This is a genomic window from Negadavirga shengliensis, from assembly GCF_042652345.1.
Classification (GTDB): domain Bacteria; phylum Bacteroidota; class Bacteroidia; order Cytophagales; family Cyclobacteriaceae; genus Negadavirga; species Negadavirga shengliensis.
In genome coordinates, this window is sequence record NZ_JBHSJJ010000001.1 from 179,526 (window position 1) to 198,261 (window position 18,736).

General features: G+C 45.9%; 12 protein-coding genes and 2 tRNA genes. 8 read left to right on the forward strand and 6 right to left on the reverse strand.

Annotation, left to right across the window (positions count from 1 at the left end):
- Window positions 1–765: 765 nt before the first annotated feature.
- The gene (locus ACFPFU_RS00720) at window positions 766–2,247 is read right to left on the reverse strand and encodes a M14 family metallopeptidase (protein WP_377060516.1); all 1,482 of its coding nucleotides are present in this window, start codon (window positions 2,245–2,247) and stop codon (window positions 766–768) included.
- Window positions 2,248–2,375: 128 nt separating this feature from the next.
- Here ACFPFU_RS00720 and ACFPFU_RS00725 point away from each other — a divergent pair, with 128 nt between their 5' ends.
- A complete protein-coding gene (locus ACFPFU_RS00725; RefSeq protein WP_377060518.1) occupies window positions 2,376–3,392 on the forward strand; it encodes a dipeptide epimerase in 1,017 nt (338 codons plus the stop codon).
- 122 nt (window positions 3,393–3,514) lie between these two features.
- Complete coding sequence (locus tag ACFPFU_RS00730) at window positions 3,515–4,615, forward strand: aminotransferase class I/II-fold pyridoxal phosphate-dependent enzyme (protein WP_377060520.1); 1,101 nt, start codon at window positions 3,515–3,517, stop codon at window positions 4,613–4,615.
- A 24-nt stretch (window positions 4,616–4,639) separates the two neighbouring features.
- Here ACFPFU_RS00730 and ACFPFU_RS00735 read toward each other — a convergent pair whose 3' ends face one another.
- Complete coding sequence (locus ACFPFU_RS00735; protein WP_377060522.1) at window positions 4,640–5,203, reverse strand: RNA methyltransferase; 564 nt, start codon at window positions 5,201–5,203, stop codon at window positions 4,640–4,642.
- Between the two features lie 200 nt (window positions 5,204–5,403).
- Between ACFPFU_RS00735 and mutS the strand changes: the two genes are divergently transcribed.
- The 5 genes from mutS (at window position 5,404) to crtD (ending at window position 10,661) form a co-directional block, all read left to right on the forward strand.
- Complete coding sequence (mutS, locus tag ACFPFU_RS00740) at window positions 5,404–8,004, forward strand: DNA mismatch repair protein MutS (protein WP_377060524.1); 2,601 nt, start codon at window positions 5,404–5,406, stop codon at window positions 8,002–8,004.
- Window positions 8,005–8,148: 144 nt separating this feature from the next.
- A tRNA-Gly gene (locus ACFPFU_RS00745) sits at window positions 8,149–8,221 on the forward strand.
- A 103-nt stretch (window positions 8,222–8,324) separates the two neighbouring features.
- Window positions 8,325–8,408 (forward strand) — tRNA-Leu (locus ACFPFU_RS00750).
- Window positions 8,409–8,568: 160 nt separating this feature from the next.
- Window positions 8,569–8,991 (forward strand): VOC family protein, encoded by a 423-nt coding sequence (locus tag ACFPFU_RS00755; RefSeq protein ID WP_377060526.1) that lies wholly within the window; start codon window positions 8,569–8,571, stop codon window positions 8,989–8,991.
- 206 nt (window positions 8,992–9,197) lie between these two features.
- Window positions 9,198–10,661: a 1-hydroxycarotenoid 3,4-desaturase CrtD gene (crtD, locus tag ACFPFU_RS00760; protein WP_377060528.1), complete on the forward strand. Its 1,464-nt coding sequence runs from the start codon at window positions 9,198–9,200 to the stop codon at window positions 10,659–10,661.
- 1 nt (window position 10,662) lies between these two features.
- Here the strand turns inward: crtD and ACFPFU_RS00765 are convergent, their stop codons facing one another.
- The 4 genes from ACFPFU_RS00765 to ACFPFU_RS00780 form a co-directional block, all read right to left on the reverse strand.
- Entirely contained in the window at window positions 10,663–12,060 is a 1,398-nt protein-coding gene (locus ACFPFU_RS00765) for an MltF family protein (protein ID WP_377060530.1), read from the reverse strand.
- A 194-nt stretch (window positions 12,061–12,254) separates the two neighbouring features.
- A complete protein-coding gene (locus ACFPFU_RS00770) occupies window positions 12,255–13,586 on the reverse strand; it encodes a TolC family protein (protein ID WP_377060532.1) in 1,332 nt (443 codons plus the stop codon).
- A gap of 1 nt (window position 13,587) precedes the next feature.
- Window positions 13,588–16,650: an efflux RND transporter permease subunit gene (locus ACFPFU_RS00775; RefSeq protein ID WP_377060534.1), complete on the reverse strand. Its 3,063-nt coding sequence runs from the start codon at window positions 16,648–16,650 to the stop codon at window positions 13,588–13,590.
- Between the two features lie 6 nt (window positions 16,651–16,656).
- Entirely contained in the window at window positions 16,657–17,736 is a 1,080-nt protein-coding gene (locus ACFPFU_RS00780; protein ID WP_377060536.1) for an efflux RND transporter periplasmic adaptor subunit, read from the reverse strand.
- A gap of 357 nt (window positions 17,737–18,093) precedes the next feature.
- Between ACFPFU_RS00780 and ACFPFU_RS00785 the strand changes: the two genes are divergently transcribed.
- The gene (locus tag ACFPFU_RS00785; protein WP_377060539.1) at window positions 18,094–18,510 is read left to right on the forward strand and encodes a DUF4890 domain-containing protein; all 417 of its coding nucleotides are present in this window, start codon (window positions 18,094–18,096) and stop codon (window positions 18,508–18,510) included.
- Window positions 18,511–18,736: the final 226 nt, after the last annotated feature.

The window sequence follows — 18,736 nt, forward strand, 5'->3', positions numbered from 1 at the left end:
CAAACAGGCTAGCCCGTGTCATTTTATTCTTCCAAACAATGATACGAATTTTTATCTGTGGCTAAATGTGCCAGTTCACCTTCGATAAAGGAAGTACAATTGTCCACTTCGGTTCTTCACAATCATGCACCTTATCATATGAGTGTAATGTAATATAATCCAGATGAATCCATTGCGACTGATCTAAATTTGCTCTGTAAGTGTGGGTCCCAGTATTTCTGTTCTGATAAGAAATAGGAAAAGCATCTTTCATATCCTCTAAACTGTCCGTAAAGTAAACGGACTCCTTTCAACGTGCTCTCAACCAGGGATCACCCCGCTTTTATATCCCAATAAGGACAGGAAGCACAAGAGAGAAGGAGGGGATTTTATAGGGCTTATGATGGGCTTTGATACGGATAAAACACGGATAAAACACGGGTTTAAGACGGATTTTATAAGTCGCACCGTCTTTATATCCTCCCCCCAACATAGGGACCTCCTGCCCTGAGACTGGAAGGACAAGCGGAACACCTGCGGGACATACTTAGGACGCTCTGCCTAGATGGATCGGATAATTGTGGGGGTATGCTTTGGGCGCCTATTTACTGGACAATGATTGTATGGGGAATTCATTATGCTTCCGATAGCCATAGGCCTCATCGTTCGGTGTTTGATATGTAATCTGAGAACGACGCCTATATCAGAATAACAACGAAATTCATTCACAAAACGGTCAACACTGATCAGGGATACAAGTTGTGTGTGTATGGCTTTTTATAGAACTTATTCGATCAGATGTTTATATATTTTATCAGAGGGATTTTGGAGATCCACAAGATATCCGTTCACAATCGCATAACGCAGTTTGCCCTTTTCGCTAAGGAAAAAATCGGCCGGACCGCCAAGGCCTATCTCTGATGGAAGTGCCTTATCCTCCGTAAAAACGCGGATGGGATACCCATGGATTTTCCCCTTTGCTGCTCCTTTTATCTTTATGGCGAGATGGCCCTGCTGCAGAAGCTCCAGGGATTTCCCATCGCTGATCTCATCCCAGTTCAACGTTTCCCCATAGGATTTGCCCATCACGATTTCCAGGTCATCCCCGGTAATTTCCTCATAACCGTAAAAGACGGACAAGTCCCCCAGATCTTCGATCACACCTGAAATACGATAGTCCCGGTCACCATGGTTGGTCTCTCTCCTCCTGATGCCGATATCCGCGGTATAAGTATAGCCGTTTTTATTGACTTTGGCGTTTCTGATGATCATATCCATCATTTTGGAATCATTGTCGGGAATAGAAAAGTATGCCTGTTCCGTGTACTTTTGATGGCCTTCAGTGGCAATCTCATAAAGGGCGTTAAGGATGGCCATAAAATTGAGTTTCCGGATATACTGTTTTTCCGGGTCGCCGGGATATCCGCCGGATTCTATCAGAATGGTGCTGGTGCCCCACTTCTGGAAATTGTCCCCAAAAGCCCTTGGTTCAAAGGCATCGTCATATTTTCCCACATGACCGGGGATTTCCTGTTGCAGCAGCCGGTCCATTCCCGCGATGACCTTCATGGCGTTTAGCCTTACTTCGTTGATCTCCGTGGCTTCGTTATATGCCGGCGCCAGCACAGAGATCGTCGCAGGGTTCGGACTGCCTTTGGTATTATAATAAATGTTCTGGTCATGGAGGTTGAATCCAAAGGCCGGATCAAAGGTATCGCGCGCTGCTTTCAGGATTTGGGCTTCGGGCGAAACCAGGCTGACCGCATCCCGGTTAAGATCAATATCCAGGGCATTTCGGCGCTGGAATGTTTCGGCACCGTCAGGGTTGACCATAGGGATGAACTTGATCCGAAGATTTTCAAGTACGGTCGCCCGGATGTCCTCAAATCCGTCCTCGTCCGGGCCTTCAAAAAAGTTAAAAAGATCAAACAGGGCCATGGTGGCGGTGCTTTCGTTGCCATGCATCTGTGACCAAAGCATCACCTTGGTTTTCCCCTCTCCGGTTTCAAGTGAATGGATGGGAGCGTTCAAAACCGACCGGCCAAGTTCTTCTACGGTAAAATCTGCCGCCCTTTTTTCAATAAGGGGTTGGAGGATATCATGCCCAAACCTTCTCTGGGAAAACCCTTCTTCCTTGTAAGTTTCGTAGGCTTCAGCTAAAACATGGATATCCAATGGATCATGATGTGGACGCTCCTGGCAGGCGAGCAGGACAAATATGATCCCGGACAGCCATCCTTTTTTCACGAAAACGGATAATCTTGACATCGGATAAATTTTTGTTAGTGGTTAAACATGATGATTTTTTGTCAAATATAAAGGAAATCCATTCTATGAGTTCACCGCAATCACCTATATTTATGATTGAAATTTTAACCCCATAGTTGATATATTGTATGCATTTGGAAATATCGGTCAGGAAACTACCCCTGAAACATACATTCACCATAGCCCATCAGAGCCGGGATGCCCAGGAAACGCTGATCGTGAAAATATCAGAGGGCGAGATGTATGGACTGGGAGAATCTACCACGAATCCGTTTTATGGAATGACGGCGGAGAACATGGCCGGTTGCCTTCGGGAAGCGGCCATGTTTCTTCGGGGCAAATCCCTTCGTCATCCAAATGACCTGTGGGAGGATACCCAGGTATTTTTTAAAGGAAACCCTTTTGCACAATGTGCGCTCGACATGGCCGTGTGGGACCTTTATGCCAAAAGCGCCGGGAAAAAACTTTATGAGCTGCTGAAGCTTGACCCGGGAAAAATCCCCCTCACTAACTTCACCATAGGCATAGCTCCCATAGAAAAGATGGTGTCCAAAATGAAAGAATTCAGCTGGCCTCTGTACAAAATAAAATTGGGGACAGACCACGATTTGGACATCATCAAGGAATTGAGAAAACACACCGATGCGGTATTCCGGATTGACGCCAACTGTGCCTGGACCGCAGAGCAGGCGATCCGGTATTCGGAAGAGATGCAGTCTTTGAATGTGGAATTCATGGAGCAGCCCCTTGCCCAAAGGGATTTTGAAGGAATGAAAGAGGTTTACAAGTACAGCAAGCTGCCCGTTATCGCTGATGAAAGCTGTATGACAGAGGAGGACGTGGATAAATGTCACGGACTTTTTCATGGCATCAATATAAAACTGGTAAAAGCGGGAGGCATTACCCCTGCCCTTAGGATGCTGGAAAAGGCCAAATCACTTGGGATGAAAACCATGGTCGGATGCATGACGGAATCGTCTGTTGGCATTTCGGCCATTGCCCATATCGCGCCCCTGCTTGATTATGTGGACATGGATGGCTCCATGCTTTTGGCCAAAGACATCGCGGAGGGAGTAAAGATATATCCGGACCATGTGCAGTTTCCTGACAGAGATGGGATCGGAGCCCTGTTGATTCCCAACTGAATATGCCAGAAAATGGTCATGGGCAGTCGAGCGCTGGTGAAAATGAATAATTGGAAAAGAAACCGTTTACTTTTCGCAGGGGATGTCAGGCCATTCCCTATGACGGCTTAAAAATTTAATATATGAAACATTATCATACAGAAAAGCGACTGGGACGTTTCATAGAGGTTGATGGCAGACAACTGCTTCATTTTAGCGGCACATCCTATTTGGGAATGGGTGCCCTACCTGAATTCCGTAAGCTGGTCAGCGAAGGTGCCGAAATTTTTGGGCCCTGTCATGGAAGCAGTCGGCACAGCAATGTACGGTTAGGGATTTATGACCGGTTTGAACAATATTTTGCCAAGCAGGCGGCTGCGGAAAAGGCTTTGGTATTCAGCAGTGGCTACATGGCTGGGTCGGCAGCTGTCCAAACCATCGCCCCCACCGCCGACCTGATCATGGCTGCCCCTGACAGCCACCCGGCCATTTTGCCCATCGGCTACCGGCACGATCCCCTTGGTGACTTCTCTTCCTGGGCAGATCAGGTGATCCATGAATGCCATATCAGGAAGAATGCCCACATTTTGCTGCTGGCAAATGCCGTGAATCCGTTGATCCCTGAGGTTCATGATTTTCATTGGATCGACAAGCTTTCCAGGTCTAACCGGTATACTTTGGTCATCGATGACAGCCATGCTTTTGGGGTAATCGGAAACGCTGCTTTTGGTTCCTACAGCAAATGGCAGCATCTTCCCGTCGACCTTTTGATAGCCGGGTCCATGGCAAAGGCGCTGGCCCTCCCCGGAGGGATACTGCTGGGAAACCATTTCCTCCTGGGAAAAATAGAACAACATGTGATTTTCCGTTCTTCCTCCCCTCCGGCTCCCGGACCTCTTCACGCGTTTCTGGAAGGACAGGATTTGTATTTAAAACAACATGTTCATCTTAAAGAAAACATAAAATACATTTATGAAAAAATAAAAAATTCACTGGGATTTCGAATGCATCCTGATTACCCAGTGATTAGCTTTTTAAATGAACGTTGGGTGGATGCATTGGAAAAAAAGGGAATCATCCTGTCTTCATTTTCCTATCCAAGTCCGGATGCCCCATCCGTTAACAGATTGGTGCTATCCGCTCATCACAGGAAGGAAGATCTTGATTATCTTTTGGTAAATTTGGAGAAAGTAGTGAGCCAAGATGGGGAATCAAACACCCCCCCGTCTCAAAAGTTCACATAGAAAACTTCACATACTGTTTTCGGACTATTTTTCGTCCCTTGATGGAGATCTCAAATCCCACCCTCCCGTTTTATTGACAAAATCCCATAAAACTATCCCTATGCTCACCGATATGTTCAGGGAATGCTTGGTCCCCATCTGGGGAATTTCCAATACATGATCCGCATCCAGTATCACATCCTCCTCCACGCCAAAAACCTCATTCCCAAAAACCAACGCATAGGGTTTGGAGGGTTCGGGCATGAATTCGTTCAAAGGGATACTTCCCGTAGTCTGCTCCAAGGCACAAATCTTGTACCCACTTTGATGAAGGCTCTTGATCAGTTCCCTGGTATCTTCGTGATATTCCCAAGCCACGGATTCCGTAGCACCTAATGCCGTTTTCTGAATGTCCCTGTGAGGGGGTTTTCCGGTAATCCCACAGAGAAAAATCTTTTCCGCCCTAAAGGCATCGGCTGTTCTGAAGGCAGACCCAACATTATTCAGGCTCCTCACATTATCCAAAACCAGCACAATGGGGTTTTTATCGACTGTTTTGAACTCTTCCACCGACAACCGGTTCAGCTCATCCATGCTCAGCTTTCTCATAACATAAGAGACAAATGTGGTTTTCAATAGAACAACACAAATATGGTAAAAAATAGTGACCCGAAACCAATTTGTGCGCGCCAAGCTTTTCGCAGGTTTCAAAATTATCCGTCAAATTTGGATGGCTGTTTTGTTTCCCCTCCTTTCTTAATTAAATTCAAGCCTTAAAATTTCCAATCCTATTTGATCCTTATAAAGGTATGGCCAAAGCAACAGGTAAAGAAACCCCTTTGATGAAACAATACAATGCCATCAAGGCAAAGCATCCCGGTGCCATCCTGTTGTTCCGGGTAGGGGATTTTTATGAGACCTTCGGTGAGGATGCCATTAAGGCCAGCAAAATATTGGACATTGTTTTAACCAAAAGGGCCAACGGGTCGGCTTCCCATATAGAACTGGCGGGGTTTCCACACCATTCCCTGGATTCCTACCTGCCGAAGTTGATCAGGGCGGGCAATCGCGTGGCGATATGTGACCAGTTGGAGGACCCCAAAGAAGTAAAAGGGATTGTGAAACGGGGAGTTACCGAACTGGTAACCCCCGGCTTGGCTTTCAATGACAACGTGCTTGACAAGAGGAAAAACAATTACCTTGCTTCACTGCATTTCGGTAAAGAAAAAGCAGGTATAGCTTTTTTGGATCTTTCTACGGGGGAATTTATGTGCGCAGAAGGCGGCGGTGCTTACATAGAAAAACTGTTGCAAAGCTTTAACCCTTCCGAAGTGATTTATTCCAAGGCATCGAAGTCTGTCGCGGCCAACCTTCTCAGAGATGACTATACTACATTTCATTGTGAAGACTGGGTTTATCAGTGGGATTATACTTACGGGAAGCTTACGGGCCACTTCGGTACCAACAATCTAAAAGGCTTCGGCATTGAAAATCTGGAACTGGGTATCGTAGCCGCCGGGGCCATTCTCTACTATCTGGAAGAAACGGAGCACAAAGAAGTCAAGCATATTGTTTCCATTTCAAGGATAGCCGAGGAAAAATTCGTATGGCTGGATAAATTCACCATCCGCAACCTGGAGCTGATTTTTGCCCAACAGGATGGCGGGGTCCCTTTGATCCATATTCTGGACCGCACGCATACCCCCATGGGCAGCCGGATGATGAAAAAATGGTTGGTGTTGCCACTGAAGGAGAAGGAACCGATAGAAGAGCGGCAGAAAATTGTCAGCTACTTCCATAAAGGACAGGATCTGAGGGAAGAAATCATTTCCCATCTGAAGCATATCGGCGATCTGGAAAGGTTAATATCGAAAGTGGCTGTGGGAAGAATCAACCCGAGGGAGATGAACCAGCTCAAAAAGGCGCTGAAGAGCATCCTTCCTATCAAACAACTGCTCCAAAACCAAAAAAACACGCCTCTCAAAAAAATAGCGGATCAACTCAATCCCTGTGATTTTCTGTTGGAAAAAATAGAAAAAGAACTGCTGGAAGATGCGCCGATGCTCACCCATCAGGGGGGAATCATCAAAGAAGGGGTGGATGGGGACTTGGACGAATACCGAAAGCTGGCCAACTCCGGAAAGGATTACCTGGTCCAGATACAGCAGAGAGAAATACAAAAAACAGGCATCAGTTCCCTAAAAGTAGCTTTCAACAAAGTTTTTGGTTACTACCTGGAAGTAAGCAACACCCATAAGGATAAGGTCCCGCCAGAATGGATACGCAAGCAGACCCTCGTCAATGCTGAACGGTATATTACGGAAGAACTCAAATCTTATGAAGAAAAAATCCTGCATGCGGAAGAGCGGCTAATCGCCCTGGAACAAAAATATTTCCATCAACTGGTGCAGGATGCTGTGGATTATGTCACCCATATCCAGCAAAATGCCAGGATCCTGGCCACTTTGGACTGTTTGATTTCCTTCGCGGAAGTAGCAGAGGAGAACAATTATTGCCAACCCAAGATCGCGGAAACGGACTCTATTGAAATCCGGGACGGGCGACACCCTGTGATTGAAAAACAGCTGGCCATAGGAGAGCAATATGTACCCAATAACATCTATCTGGACAATGCCTCCCAGCAAGTCATCATCATTACGGGACCCAACATGGCAGGTAAGTCAGCTTTGCTGAGGCAGACGGCTTTGATCGTCCTTATGGCGCAGATGGGCAGCTTCGTACCTGCGTCCTATGCGAGGATCGGCCTTATAGACAAAGTCTTCACCCGTGTGGGAGCATCCGACAATCTTTCCAAGGGCGAGTCCACATTCATGGTAGAAATGACGGAAACGGCGAGCATTCTGAATAATCTTTCTGACAGGAGTCTGGTACTGATGGACGAGATCGGACGTGGCACCTCAACTTATGATGGCATTTCCATTGCCTGGTCCATTGTAGAATACCTGCACAACCATCCCAAGTGCCATGCCAAAACCCTTTTTGCCACCCATTACCATGAACTGAACCAGTTGGCGGAGGATTTTCCAAAAGTCAAAAATTTCAATGTTTCGGTAAAGGAGGTGGGCAACAAGGTGATCTTCATGCGGAAACTGGAAAAAGGGGGAAGCGAACACAGCTTTGGTATCCACGTGGCGCAGATGGCAGGGATGCCCAACCCCGTGGTGCTTAGGGCAGCCGAGATCATGAGACACCTGGAAAAGGATAAAAACCTGAAAAAACACCAGGACAACCTCAAGGAAATGCCTAAGAATAATTACCAGCTGAGTCTTTTTGATGTCGATCCCAAATTCAAAGAAGCCAAGGAAATGCTGAACCATATCGATATCAATACCATCTCCCCGGTTGAGGCGCTGTTGAAGCTGAATGAAATCAAGAAAATCCTGGAATAAAATTTCCGCTTTAGTATCAATGCCATAGCGGAAGAGGGGCAAAATTTTCAACTTGAATATTGTACTTTAAAAAATATAACATAAATTTGCCTTCAGGTTCAAGGGTAAGATAAAGATCTTTCCTCTACAGCATAGAAGAAAAAAGCGAAAGTAGCTCAGTTGGTAGAGCACGACCTTGCCAAGGTCGGGGTCGCGAGTTCGAATCTCGTCTTTCGCTCTCCTTAAAGCCCTTTCGCAGGGCTTTATTCTTTACAGGGCAGGGGGTACCGACCCTTATTTGGCTCTGAAAAGCCGGTAATTTCCTCACACCCGGAGAGGATGCCGGGATGGTGGAATAGGTAGACACGCAAGACTTAAAATCTTGTGGCCATTAGGCCGTGCGGGTTCGATTCCCGCTCCTGGTACAAGCCTCACAAAAATGTGGGGCTTTTTTTATTTTCCGCTGAATTCAAAGCGCCAATTACCGAAAAAAACCATAGCATCCTGCCCAATTCTTACCGTATGCAACTTTTGGCATTGCATATGTTTGTGACTTAGGATATACTCAACCAAAACAAAGTAACCATGAAAATTCAATCGATACGTCTGGTTCCCTACCTTAGGTTTCAGGGAAATTGCGAGGAAGCCCTGGGATTCTATGCAAGCATTCTGGATGGGAAATTCACCATCGAACAAAAGTATGATGTCCCTGAAATGAACGCGCCGGAAGATTACCGGGATAAAATATTGCATGCTTCGTTTGAGTTTGGAGAAAACCGTTTTTATGCATGCGACATATTTCCCGGTGCAGTAATCAAGGAAAGTGGCAAAAACGTTTCCCTGAGCCTGCTGTTGGAGACACAACAGGAAGGCGATAAGGTTTTCGACAGGCTTTCAGAAGGGGGTAAAGTCAATTTCCCCTTTAAAAAACAATTTTGGGGAGATTGGCATGGCAGCTTTATCGATAGGTTTGGCATTGAATGGAACGTAAACGCCCAAGACGGATAAAAAGAACAGTGGGTGTGGGCAGCGAGGAATTTAAGATGGCCCTTTTTTACTCCTTATTTCTCTGCACACCATAGTTTTTTAAACACCGTGATTCACAGTCGGCTTGCCGGCTGTAATCTTTCCCGGTGAGGGAGCCACTCGGCTGATGTAAGGGGATTTTGAGGATTTTTTTCAAACACTTCAAATTTGTTTTAGTTTTATCTTATATGGGTAAATCAGCCGTCATCATTGGTTCGGGAATTGCCGGATTGGCTACAGCCATACGATTGGCCAACAAAGGATACCAAGTGAAGGTACTGGAGGCCAATTCCTATCCAGGCGGCAAGCTAGGGAAAATGAGCTGCAAGGGTTACCGTTTTGACACCGGCCCTTCACTGTTTACCCTTCCACAACTCGTGGACGAGTTATTTATCTTATCAGGAAGAAATCCCCAGTCCCATTTTGAATATTCCAGGTTAGCTGTAAACTGTCATTACTTTTGGGAGGATGGCACGCGCATTAAAGCCTATAGTGATCCTGGCCGGTTTGCCCGGGAAGTCCATGACAAACTGGGGGAGCCTGAGGACAATATCCTGACAGCGCTGCGGAATTCGGCCTTCATCTACAAGCGGCTTTCTCCCCTGTTTATGCATCGCTCGCTGCATCAGTGGCAAACATGGACCAATGCCCACGCCCTGAAGTCGTATTTTCAAATCGGAAAGCTGGGTATTTTTGACACCATGAACGGGGCCAACAAAAAGCGGTTTGGACACCCCAAACTGGTCCAGCTTTTTAACCGTTATGCCACATATAACGGCTCCGACCCCTACCAGACACCCGCCACCTTGAACATCATTCCGCATTTGGAATATAACATGGGTGCTTATTTTCCCAAAAAAGGCATGCATGACATCACCTTAAGCCTGTTTGAACTGGCCAAAAGCCTGGGAGTCAGTTTTAATTTCGGGGTTAAGGTGGACAGGGTGATCGTGAATAACAGGAAGGCAACAGGGGTCATGGCAGGCCTAAATTCCTATGAGGCAGACATCATTGTCAACAATATGGACATGGTGAATGCGTATAAAACCATTTTGAAAGACCAAAAACAGCCAACAACTTTATTAAAGCAACCAAAATCAAGCTCAGCACTGATTTTTTATTGGGGCATCAGCAAGAAGTTTGCTGAGTTGGACCTCCATAATATCTTTTTCAGCAACGACTATGAGGAAGAGTTCAGGTACATTTTTCATGAAGGAAGCGTTTACAGCGATCCCACCATTTATGTCAATATTACTTCAGTGTACAAAGAAGACGATGCCCCGCCAGGATGTATGAATTGGTTCACCATGATCAATGTGCCCAATAATACCGGTCAGGATTGGGATTTGCTCATTAAAGAAGCCAGGAAAGCCATTATAGCAAAAATCAACCGCATTTTGGAAACCGATATCGAACAGTTCATAGAAACAGAGGACCTGCTGGAACCCAGAACGATCGAATCCAAAACTTCCAGTGCCATGGGTGCGCTATACGGAAACAGCTCTAATAGCCGTTTGGCAGCCTTCCTCAGACATGCCAATTATTCATTCCATATAAAAAACCTCTACTTCTGTGGCGGAAGTGTACATCCCGGGGGAGGTATCCCGCTTTGTCTGCTGTCTGCCAAAATCGTCTCGGAAATGGCCGGTTAGATCAGGGTTCAACCAACACCTTGTAGGATTCATACAAACTCAGCACTTCCCTGACATACTTCACGGCCACCTGGCCCTTAGCATAACCGCTATTTACCCAGGGATCCCTGTATATTTCCGGCTGGGATTTCTTTTCCAGATAAAAGGCCACGTGGGACCACTGCCGGGTATCCTTCCCAAACTTTAATGCCAACTTCCAGGCGTCCTGAACATGGCCATGCCCTACATTATAAGACGCCAAAATAAACTTAATCCGTTCATAATTGTCAGGCACTTTTTCCAGCCAGAAGCGGTCCAAATATTTAAGGTAATTGACGCCACCTCTCAGACTTTCATTTGGGTCGCTGGGATTGCTTACTCCAAAGCGCTGAAGTGTAACCGGCATCAACTGTAAAAGTCCTACGGCGCCTGCATAAGAAACGGCGGAATTGTCAAACCGGCTTTCCTTATATACCAACGCAGCCAATAGTCTCCAATCCCACCCAAGTTCATCAGCCCCCTCTTTTATCAACTCATCATATACGGATATGTTACCGCCGGATACAGAAGAAAAAGCCGATGCATTCCGGAAATAACTGTTTTTCTTATTCAGAAAATATTTGTCGTAAAGTATGGCCTTATATCCCGTTTGGTTTATCCGGTCAATCCAATGGTTAATGCTTTCTAAAAGTTCGGGGGCATTTTTTCTCACAGCCCACGAGACTTCGGAAGGCGGGCTGATTTCAAGTTGCACATTGATGTTATCATAATAAGTGGCATTTACCAAGGCAATGTCATTATCCACGACCGTATAATCAATATCACCCGTGACTACCTGGTTAATAAGACGTTCCAGGCTCTCATTGACTTCCTTCACGTCAACCGTTAACCCGAGCGAATCCGCAAGTCCCAGAAGCTTATCCTTATAGACGGTGCCCCGTTTTATATGAATGGCTTTATTATCAAGGTCTGTCAGCTGCTTTACCCGGTTTTTATCCGTTGGCTGGACAAGGACAGTACTGATGGCGTTTATGGGTGAGGTATATGCGGCATAATTTTTCCTGGCCTCATTGATTTCGAAATTGATCGCTATGATATCTGCCCGGCCCTCATTGAGCATTCTGAAGGCATCCTCCAAATCTGCCCTGACGATCAATCTAAGGCCGACGCCCAACCTGTTGGCGAGGTTGCGCAATAACTCAAACTCATACCCCATTGTCCTGCCCCTGTAAATGTAATAGCTGGTAGATGAATTGTCCACAACAGCCCGTATAAACCCCCTGTTTCGGATTTCTTCCAAATCCAACAGGACAGGGTTTTCCCAGAATTCAGGAGTTTTTTCTTTTTTAGAAGGGTGGCAGGAAACTAACAAACCGAAAAAAAATATCAATCTAAGATGACGGAGGCTTGATTTCTTCATGCGTCGGAGATCCCTGCTGGATCAATGGTACTTCCAATTATAAGGGATTCCCCTCAATATACCAAACAAAAAAACGGCAACGTGCCGGATCTTATACCGTGACATCCGTGTGCCGCTTTGTCATCTTTCAAAATTCAATCCGATTTTCTTGCCTTGGCGCCCGGCAGCACCCAATAGAGCGGTACACCAGGTTTTTAATGGATTTTTTCGTAACTACTTTGGAAGTATATTTTACCGGAGAGCCGCATCAGTTCTATTTCGGTTTCCTTGATATTATAAAGGGATTCAATCAGCCTGCTCTCGGCCTGGAGACGGTTCACCTGTGCATCCCTAAACTCCAGGTAATTGGCTATTCCCAACCTGAACCTGTCCAGGGCAATCTCGGAGTTTTCTACAGCTACCTCGTAGTTCATCTGCTCAATCTCCAGGAGCCTTTTGCTGTTCTCATAGGTGTTAAAGGTCCTCTGAATGTCAGACTGCATCTGGATTTCATACTGATCCAAAAAATGCCTTTGGTTTTGCATTTGTATCTTGGCGTTCTGTATTCTTCTGTTAAGTGAAAACCCGCTAAACAGGTTCCAGCCTATGGTAGCTCCCAAAGTGATCCCGTCTTGTTTATTGGTCAAAAGGAATCCGGCATCGGAGCGCAAAGAATTGTTGTTATAGGCCCCGTTCAGGGTAATGGTCGGCAAGCGTTGTGCCTGAAGCTCTCTTAACTGGAGATAAGCCACATTTTCCAGTCTTTGGGTCACAAGCAGCTGCTTGTTGTTGTCATAGGCGTTTTCCATAAGATCCTCCAAGAGGAGGTTTTCCCTTATGGTAATGGTATCCTTGATATCAAAATTCCGTTGGGGATCTATAGCCAACAATTCATTCAGATTAATTTTGGAATTCTGAATGACCTGCTCTTGATTGACCAAAGCAGTGAGGTCGGCATTGTAGTCCACCTGAGCCGCCAGAAAATCCCTCCTGGATGCCCTGCCGAATTCATATTGCGCCTTGGCTATTTCCACCCGTTCCTGGGAAAGTTCCAACGTCGTGTTGAGAACATTATACCGCTGCTGCTCCAAAACCAACCTGTAATAGGAGGTGGCAATGGCTGCTACGGCATTTTCTATCATGACTTTGGCTTCCAGTTCACTGATTTCCGCAAGTTTTCCCAACCTTTGCAGCGCCACCACTGCATCTGCGCTGAAACCATAGATGGCCACCAGACTATAATTATTGGTTCTGGTTTGTGCTCCAGGTATCATTCTGGGGGTGGAAGGATCACTGACAAAAGTTTGCTCCGTATCCTCTTTTCTGTAAGTACGGACGTTTGTAGCATCCAGTGTAGGCAAGAGCAGGCTATTGCCTATCCTACGTTCATTTGTAGCCATTATAGCTTCATTGATCGCTATCTTGACATCAAAATTCCTTTCCAGACCAATCTCTACCGCCTTTTCAAAAGTCAACGGTTCCCTATCCTGCGCAATGCTTTTGAAACCAATTAAAACCGACAGGCCAAACAACAAAAATTTCTTCATATTAGACTCTTGCTAATCTTCCTTTTTTAGATGTCAAATAAGTATAAATGCCAGGGATAATGAATAAAGTCAAAATAGTGGAAAGCAGCATCCCTCCAATCACGGCCACCCCCATGGGAACCCGGCTTTCCGCTCCGGCTCCCAAGGCCAGGGCAATGGGCAAAATACCCAAAATGGTTGACAGGCTTGTCATCAGGATAGGCCTGAACCTGGCAGATGCTGCTCCTTCGATGGCGTCCTTAATGCTCATTCCTTGGGCCTTTCGCTGATTGGCAAACTCCACGATCAATATGCCGTTCTTTGTTACCAACCCGATAAGCATGATAATCCCGATTTGGCTAAATACGTTCAGCGTAAAGTCAAATAACCACAAAGACAAAAGGGCTCCAAAAATAGCCAATGGCACCGTAAACATGATGGTTAAAGGATCCATAAAGCTCTCAAACTGCGCGGAAAGCACCAAATATATCAAGACCAGTGCAAACACAAATGCAAACACCAAACTATTGGAACTGTCCCGGTATTCCTTGGACAAACCGGCTACGTCTGTACTATAGGTCTCATCCAATACCTCCTCCGCAATTTTATCCATTTCATCCAGGCCCATTCCTACCGTATAACCCGGAGACAGTCCCGCCGTAACCGTGGCACTCACAGACCGGTTGAACCTGTAAAGTTGGGGAGGTGTGCTTCTTTCACTGATGCTCACCAAGTTGTCCATCTGTACCAGCAGCCCATTTTCGTTGCGGACGTACAACATCCTTAAGTCAATGGGGGCGTTCCTGTCCTCAAGCTGCATTTCTCCCAAAACCTGATACTGCTTCCCGTTCATGATAAAGTAGTCAAAACGCTGTCCGGAATAAGAGAGCTGTAAAGTCCTTGCGATATCCTGCACAGAAACACCTATATTCCGGGCCCTTTCCCGGTCTATTTCTACCTCTATTTCCGGCTTGGTGAATTTTAGATTGACATCTGAGAAGTTAAAAGCGGGGTTTTGGCTTACCCGTTCCATGAACTCTGGCAGAATGTCTTTGAGTTTTTCCAAGGTTTGTGCCTGGATGACATACTGTACGGGCAAACCTGCCCTCCGGTCCCCAATGGAAGGTTCCTGTGCCGAAAACGCCCTGACCGCCGTCTTTGTTTTCAAATAATCAGAAACTTTCTCGTAGATCTCCTGTTGGCTTCTGTCTCTTTCGGAAGCGTCTGTCAATGCCACCCTAAGAAAACCCGAGTTGGTGCTGGCAGTTCCGAAACTGGGCGAAGTCACTGAAACAATCCCCATCCTTTCGTGTTCCGGGATCATCTCCATCAGGTCATCGGTCATTTCCTCAATCACCCGATCCATGTAGCCAAAAGTCGCTCCTTCCGGTCCAGCCATATTGATACGGATTTGGCCCCGGTCCTCTATGGGAGCAAGTTCCTGGGGGATTTGATTGAATAAGTAATATATGCCCACTCCCATAAAAGCAATGATAACAAAAGCAAGCCATCTTACCTTCATAAATGCCAGCAGCAAATATTCATATTGGTTGTTGAGCCAATTGAACAAGGGTTCTGTTTTGATGTGAAACCAGTTTTGTTTCTCTCTTTTTTTCAGGAGTTTTGAACCCAGCATCGGGGTCATGGTGAGCGCGACAAAGGATGAAATAATGACCGCACCGGCCACTACTATTCCAAATTCACGAAACAACCTGCCCGTCGTACCGGTAAGAAAAATCACGGGAAGGAATACCGCCGCCAGTGCCACTGTGGTAGCGATTACCGCAAAGAAGATTTCCTCGGCACCTTTCTCGGCTGCCTTTTCAGGATTTTCTCCTTTCTCTATTTTAGTATAGATGTTTTCCAGCACCACAATGGCATCATCCACCACCAGGCCAATCGATAACACAATGCCCAAAAGGGTAAGGACATTGATAGAAAACCCCATCAGGTACATGATGAAAAACACCCCAATCAGGCTGATGGGAATGGTAAGCACCGGAATGAAGGTGGTACGCCAATCCCTGAGGAAAAAGAAGATGACGATAACCACCAAAAAGAAGGCTGTGAAGATGGTTTGCCGCACTTCCTTGATGGAATTGCGGATGTATTTGGTGGTATCAAACCCAATACCTAACTCAATATCCGGGGGCAGGTCTTTTTTTATGAACTCCAGCCTTTGGTAGAATTCATCCATGATTTCAATGTTGTTGGAACCCGGTAAGGGAACCATGGCAGTACCGACCATAGGTACGCCATCCCTTTTCAACAAGGTCCTTTCGTTGAGCGGGGCAAGCTCTGCCCTGCCGATTTCCTGAAAATGTACAACACTGTTGCCATCTTCTTTTACAATCAACCGGTTGAACTCTTCCGGCGTACTTAATCTGCTCTTTGTCCGTACAGACAGTTCTATGGAAGTGCCTTCTATTCTACCCGAGGGAAGTTCTACATTTTCACTTTGTACCTTGTTGAACACATCCAGGGGGGTGACGCCATAAGAGGCCATCCGCAACGGATCCATTCTTAAGCGCATGGCATATTGTTTTTCGCCCCAAATCATGATTTCGCTGACGCCATTGATGGTCTGGAGACGTTCCTTAACCACATTGCTCGCGATGTCAGACAGTTCCAACAGGCTTCTGTTGTCACTTCGAATGGTAAGAAACGTAATAGGGGACGAATCAGCGTCCGCTTTGGACACAATAGGCGGATCTACGTCGGGGGGGAGGTTTCTCCGGGCCCTTGACACCCTGTCCCTCACATCATTGGCCGCTGCCTCCATATCCGCGCCCACCTCAAATTCTACCGTGATGTTGCTATTGCCATCGTTACTGATGGAGGTCAGGGACTTGATCCCTGAAATGCCGTTGATGGCTTCTTCCAAAGGTTCCGTGATCTGGGCTTCGATCACATCGGCATTGGCACCCACATAGGCGGTCCTCACATTGATCACGGGCGGGTCTACACTGGGATATTCCCTGACTCCCAAAAATGTGATCCCAATAACACCAAAAATCAAGATGGTCAGGGACATCACGATGGATAGAACAGGTCTGCGTATACTGATGGTGGACAAACTGGACATGACTTATCAATTGATTTGGTTAACTGAAAGGGGCATGCCCTCTCTTACTTGCAGGATTCCGGTGGTCAAAACCAGTTCGCCCGGTTGTACCCCTTCTAAGATCTGTACCCTTGTGTCGGTGCGCTGCCCTATGGACACCCTTCTGGATTCCGCCACACCGTCCTTGACTACATATACTTTATAACCTTCCAGTTCCGGAACGATAGACTCGGAAGGTACCAATAATGCGTCGTTTCTCTCATTTAAAACCAATCTGACCCTCACAAACATTCCCGGCAGGAATTTTCTTTCTTTGTTGGGACTTTCGGCTCTTATTTTAACCGTCCTGGTGCCAGGGTCGATGTTTGGTTCAACCGCGTACACCGTCCCCACAGCCTCTTCTGTGGACACATTTGAGCTGAAATATATCGTGGAGCCTTTCTTAATCTCATTCGCATACCGCTCAGGTATGGAAAACTCAATCTTGATAGGATCAATGTTCACTATCGTGGCGATCATGTCCCCCGTACCTATCACACTGCCTTCCGACACCTGCCGGAGCCCCAACACCCCATCAAAGGGAGCCCTTATCACCATTTTATTGAGCTGAGCCTCAATTAACCTAAGGTCAGCCAGGTTGGTATTGAATTGGTTCAACACAATATCATATTCCTCCTGACTGATGGCCTCCCTGGATAAAAGTTGCTTTTGTCTGTTTTCCTGACTCTCATACAGCTTTTTGGTATAATCCAACCTATCAAACTGCGCCCTGAGCTCGTCGTCATTAAGGTAAAGCAGCGGCGTGCCTTTGGTCACAAACTCCCCTTCATTGAAAGAAATTCTCTGCACCAAACCAGCCACTTCTGGACGCAGGCTTACCATCTCGTTGGGAATAAGGCTTCCCGTAACATTGAGGTTGTTCTCCAATCTCTCCCTCTTTAACTCCACCACATTCACTGGCAGGCCTGTCTGGCCGGAAGTACCGGGATTTGGGTTAGTCGCCGTCCCTTCAGAATTTGTATTGAAATCAAACCTTGGATAAAAAAATATGAATGCCACCACCATCACTATGGCACCAATTAAAATTATTTTAGTCTGTTTTTTCATTATGGCTGTTGATGTAGATATTTTCTATAATGAATAAGTACGGTCGTCCATCATTATTGAACTTGACGCCCGTGATAAAAGTTCTTTCTATCTAAAATTAGAATTATCTTGGCGATTTTTTCAGTTTACAAATCAAACATTTTATTCAACATATTAAATCTTTGAGGGAACAAAATAATTCAGAATTTTAATATATGGAAGTAAATAAACACAGGTGGCAAAAGCCGACCATCAATGGCCTGTATACCCCCGAATTATCGATCAATTTAAGATTTATTAACATTTTTTGACAAAAGCTACTTTAAACCCCGGCCAGACTTATTGGTCTAACCACCGAAAACCAATTATAAAAAGACCATGAAAAAGTTAATAATGATTTGCGCATTGGGATTAGCTACTGTAATGAATGTCCAAGCCCAAAGGGAAAGAAACCTCGACCGTAGCCCGGAAAAGCAGGCCGAACGTATCACTGAACGCATGACGGAAAAACTTGGCCTGGACGAATCCCAGCAAAAAGAAATTTATGCATTCCATCTGGAGCGGGCTGAAAAAAGAAAAGCGGAAATGGAGCAACGGAGACAAGCCATGACAGAAGCCAGAACGGCGTATCAGGAAAAAATCGCTTCGGTCCTCACTCCGGAGCAAATGGAGCAGTGGGAAGCCTCACAAAAGGAAGCCAGAGAAAGGATGGAGCGCCACAGAAATGAGAGAAGAGAGGGCAGGCCCGATATGGAAGGAAGAAAAAGAGGCAACCGTCCTACACTCAACCAATAAACAGAAAACATAATCGACTTATTTTAATAGTTTTTGGGTTTTGCTAATAATAAAGTAGAAGGCTGCTGGCCTTCTATTTTTTTTCCACCGCTTTTCCCCAAATGCATTTCTATCACCGAAAAAATCCGCGGCAAATTGACCAAAGCACGGGTTAAAAATGTTTAAATATCTGCATTTCCCTTTTTTATTTTAGTACTATAAAAAGAAGGGTTAAAATCCATCCACT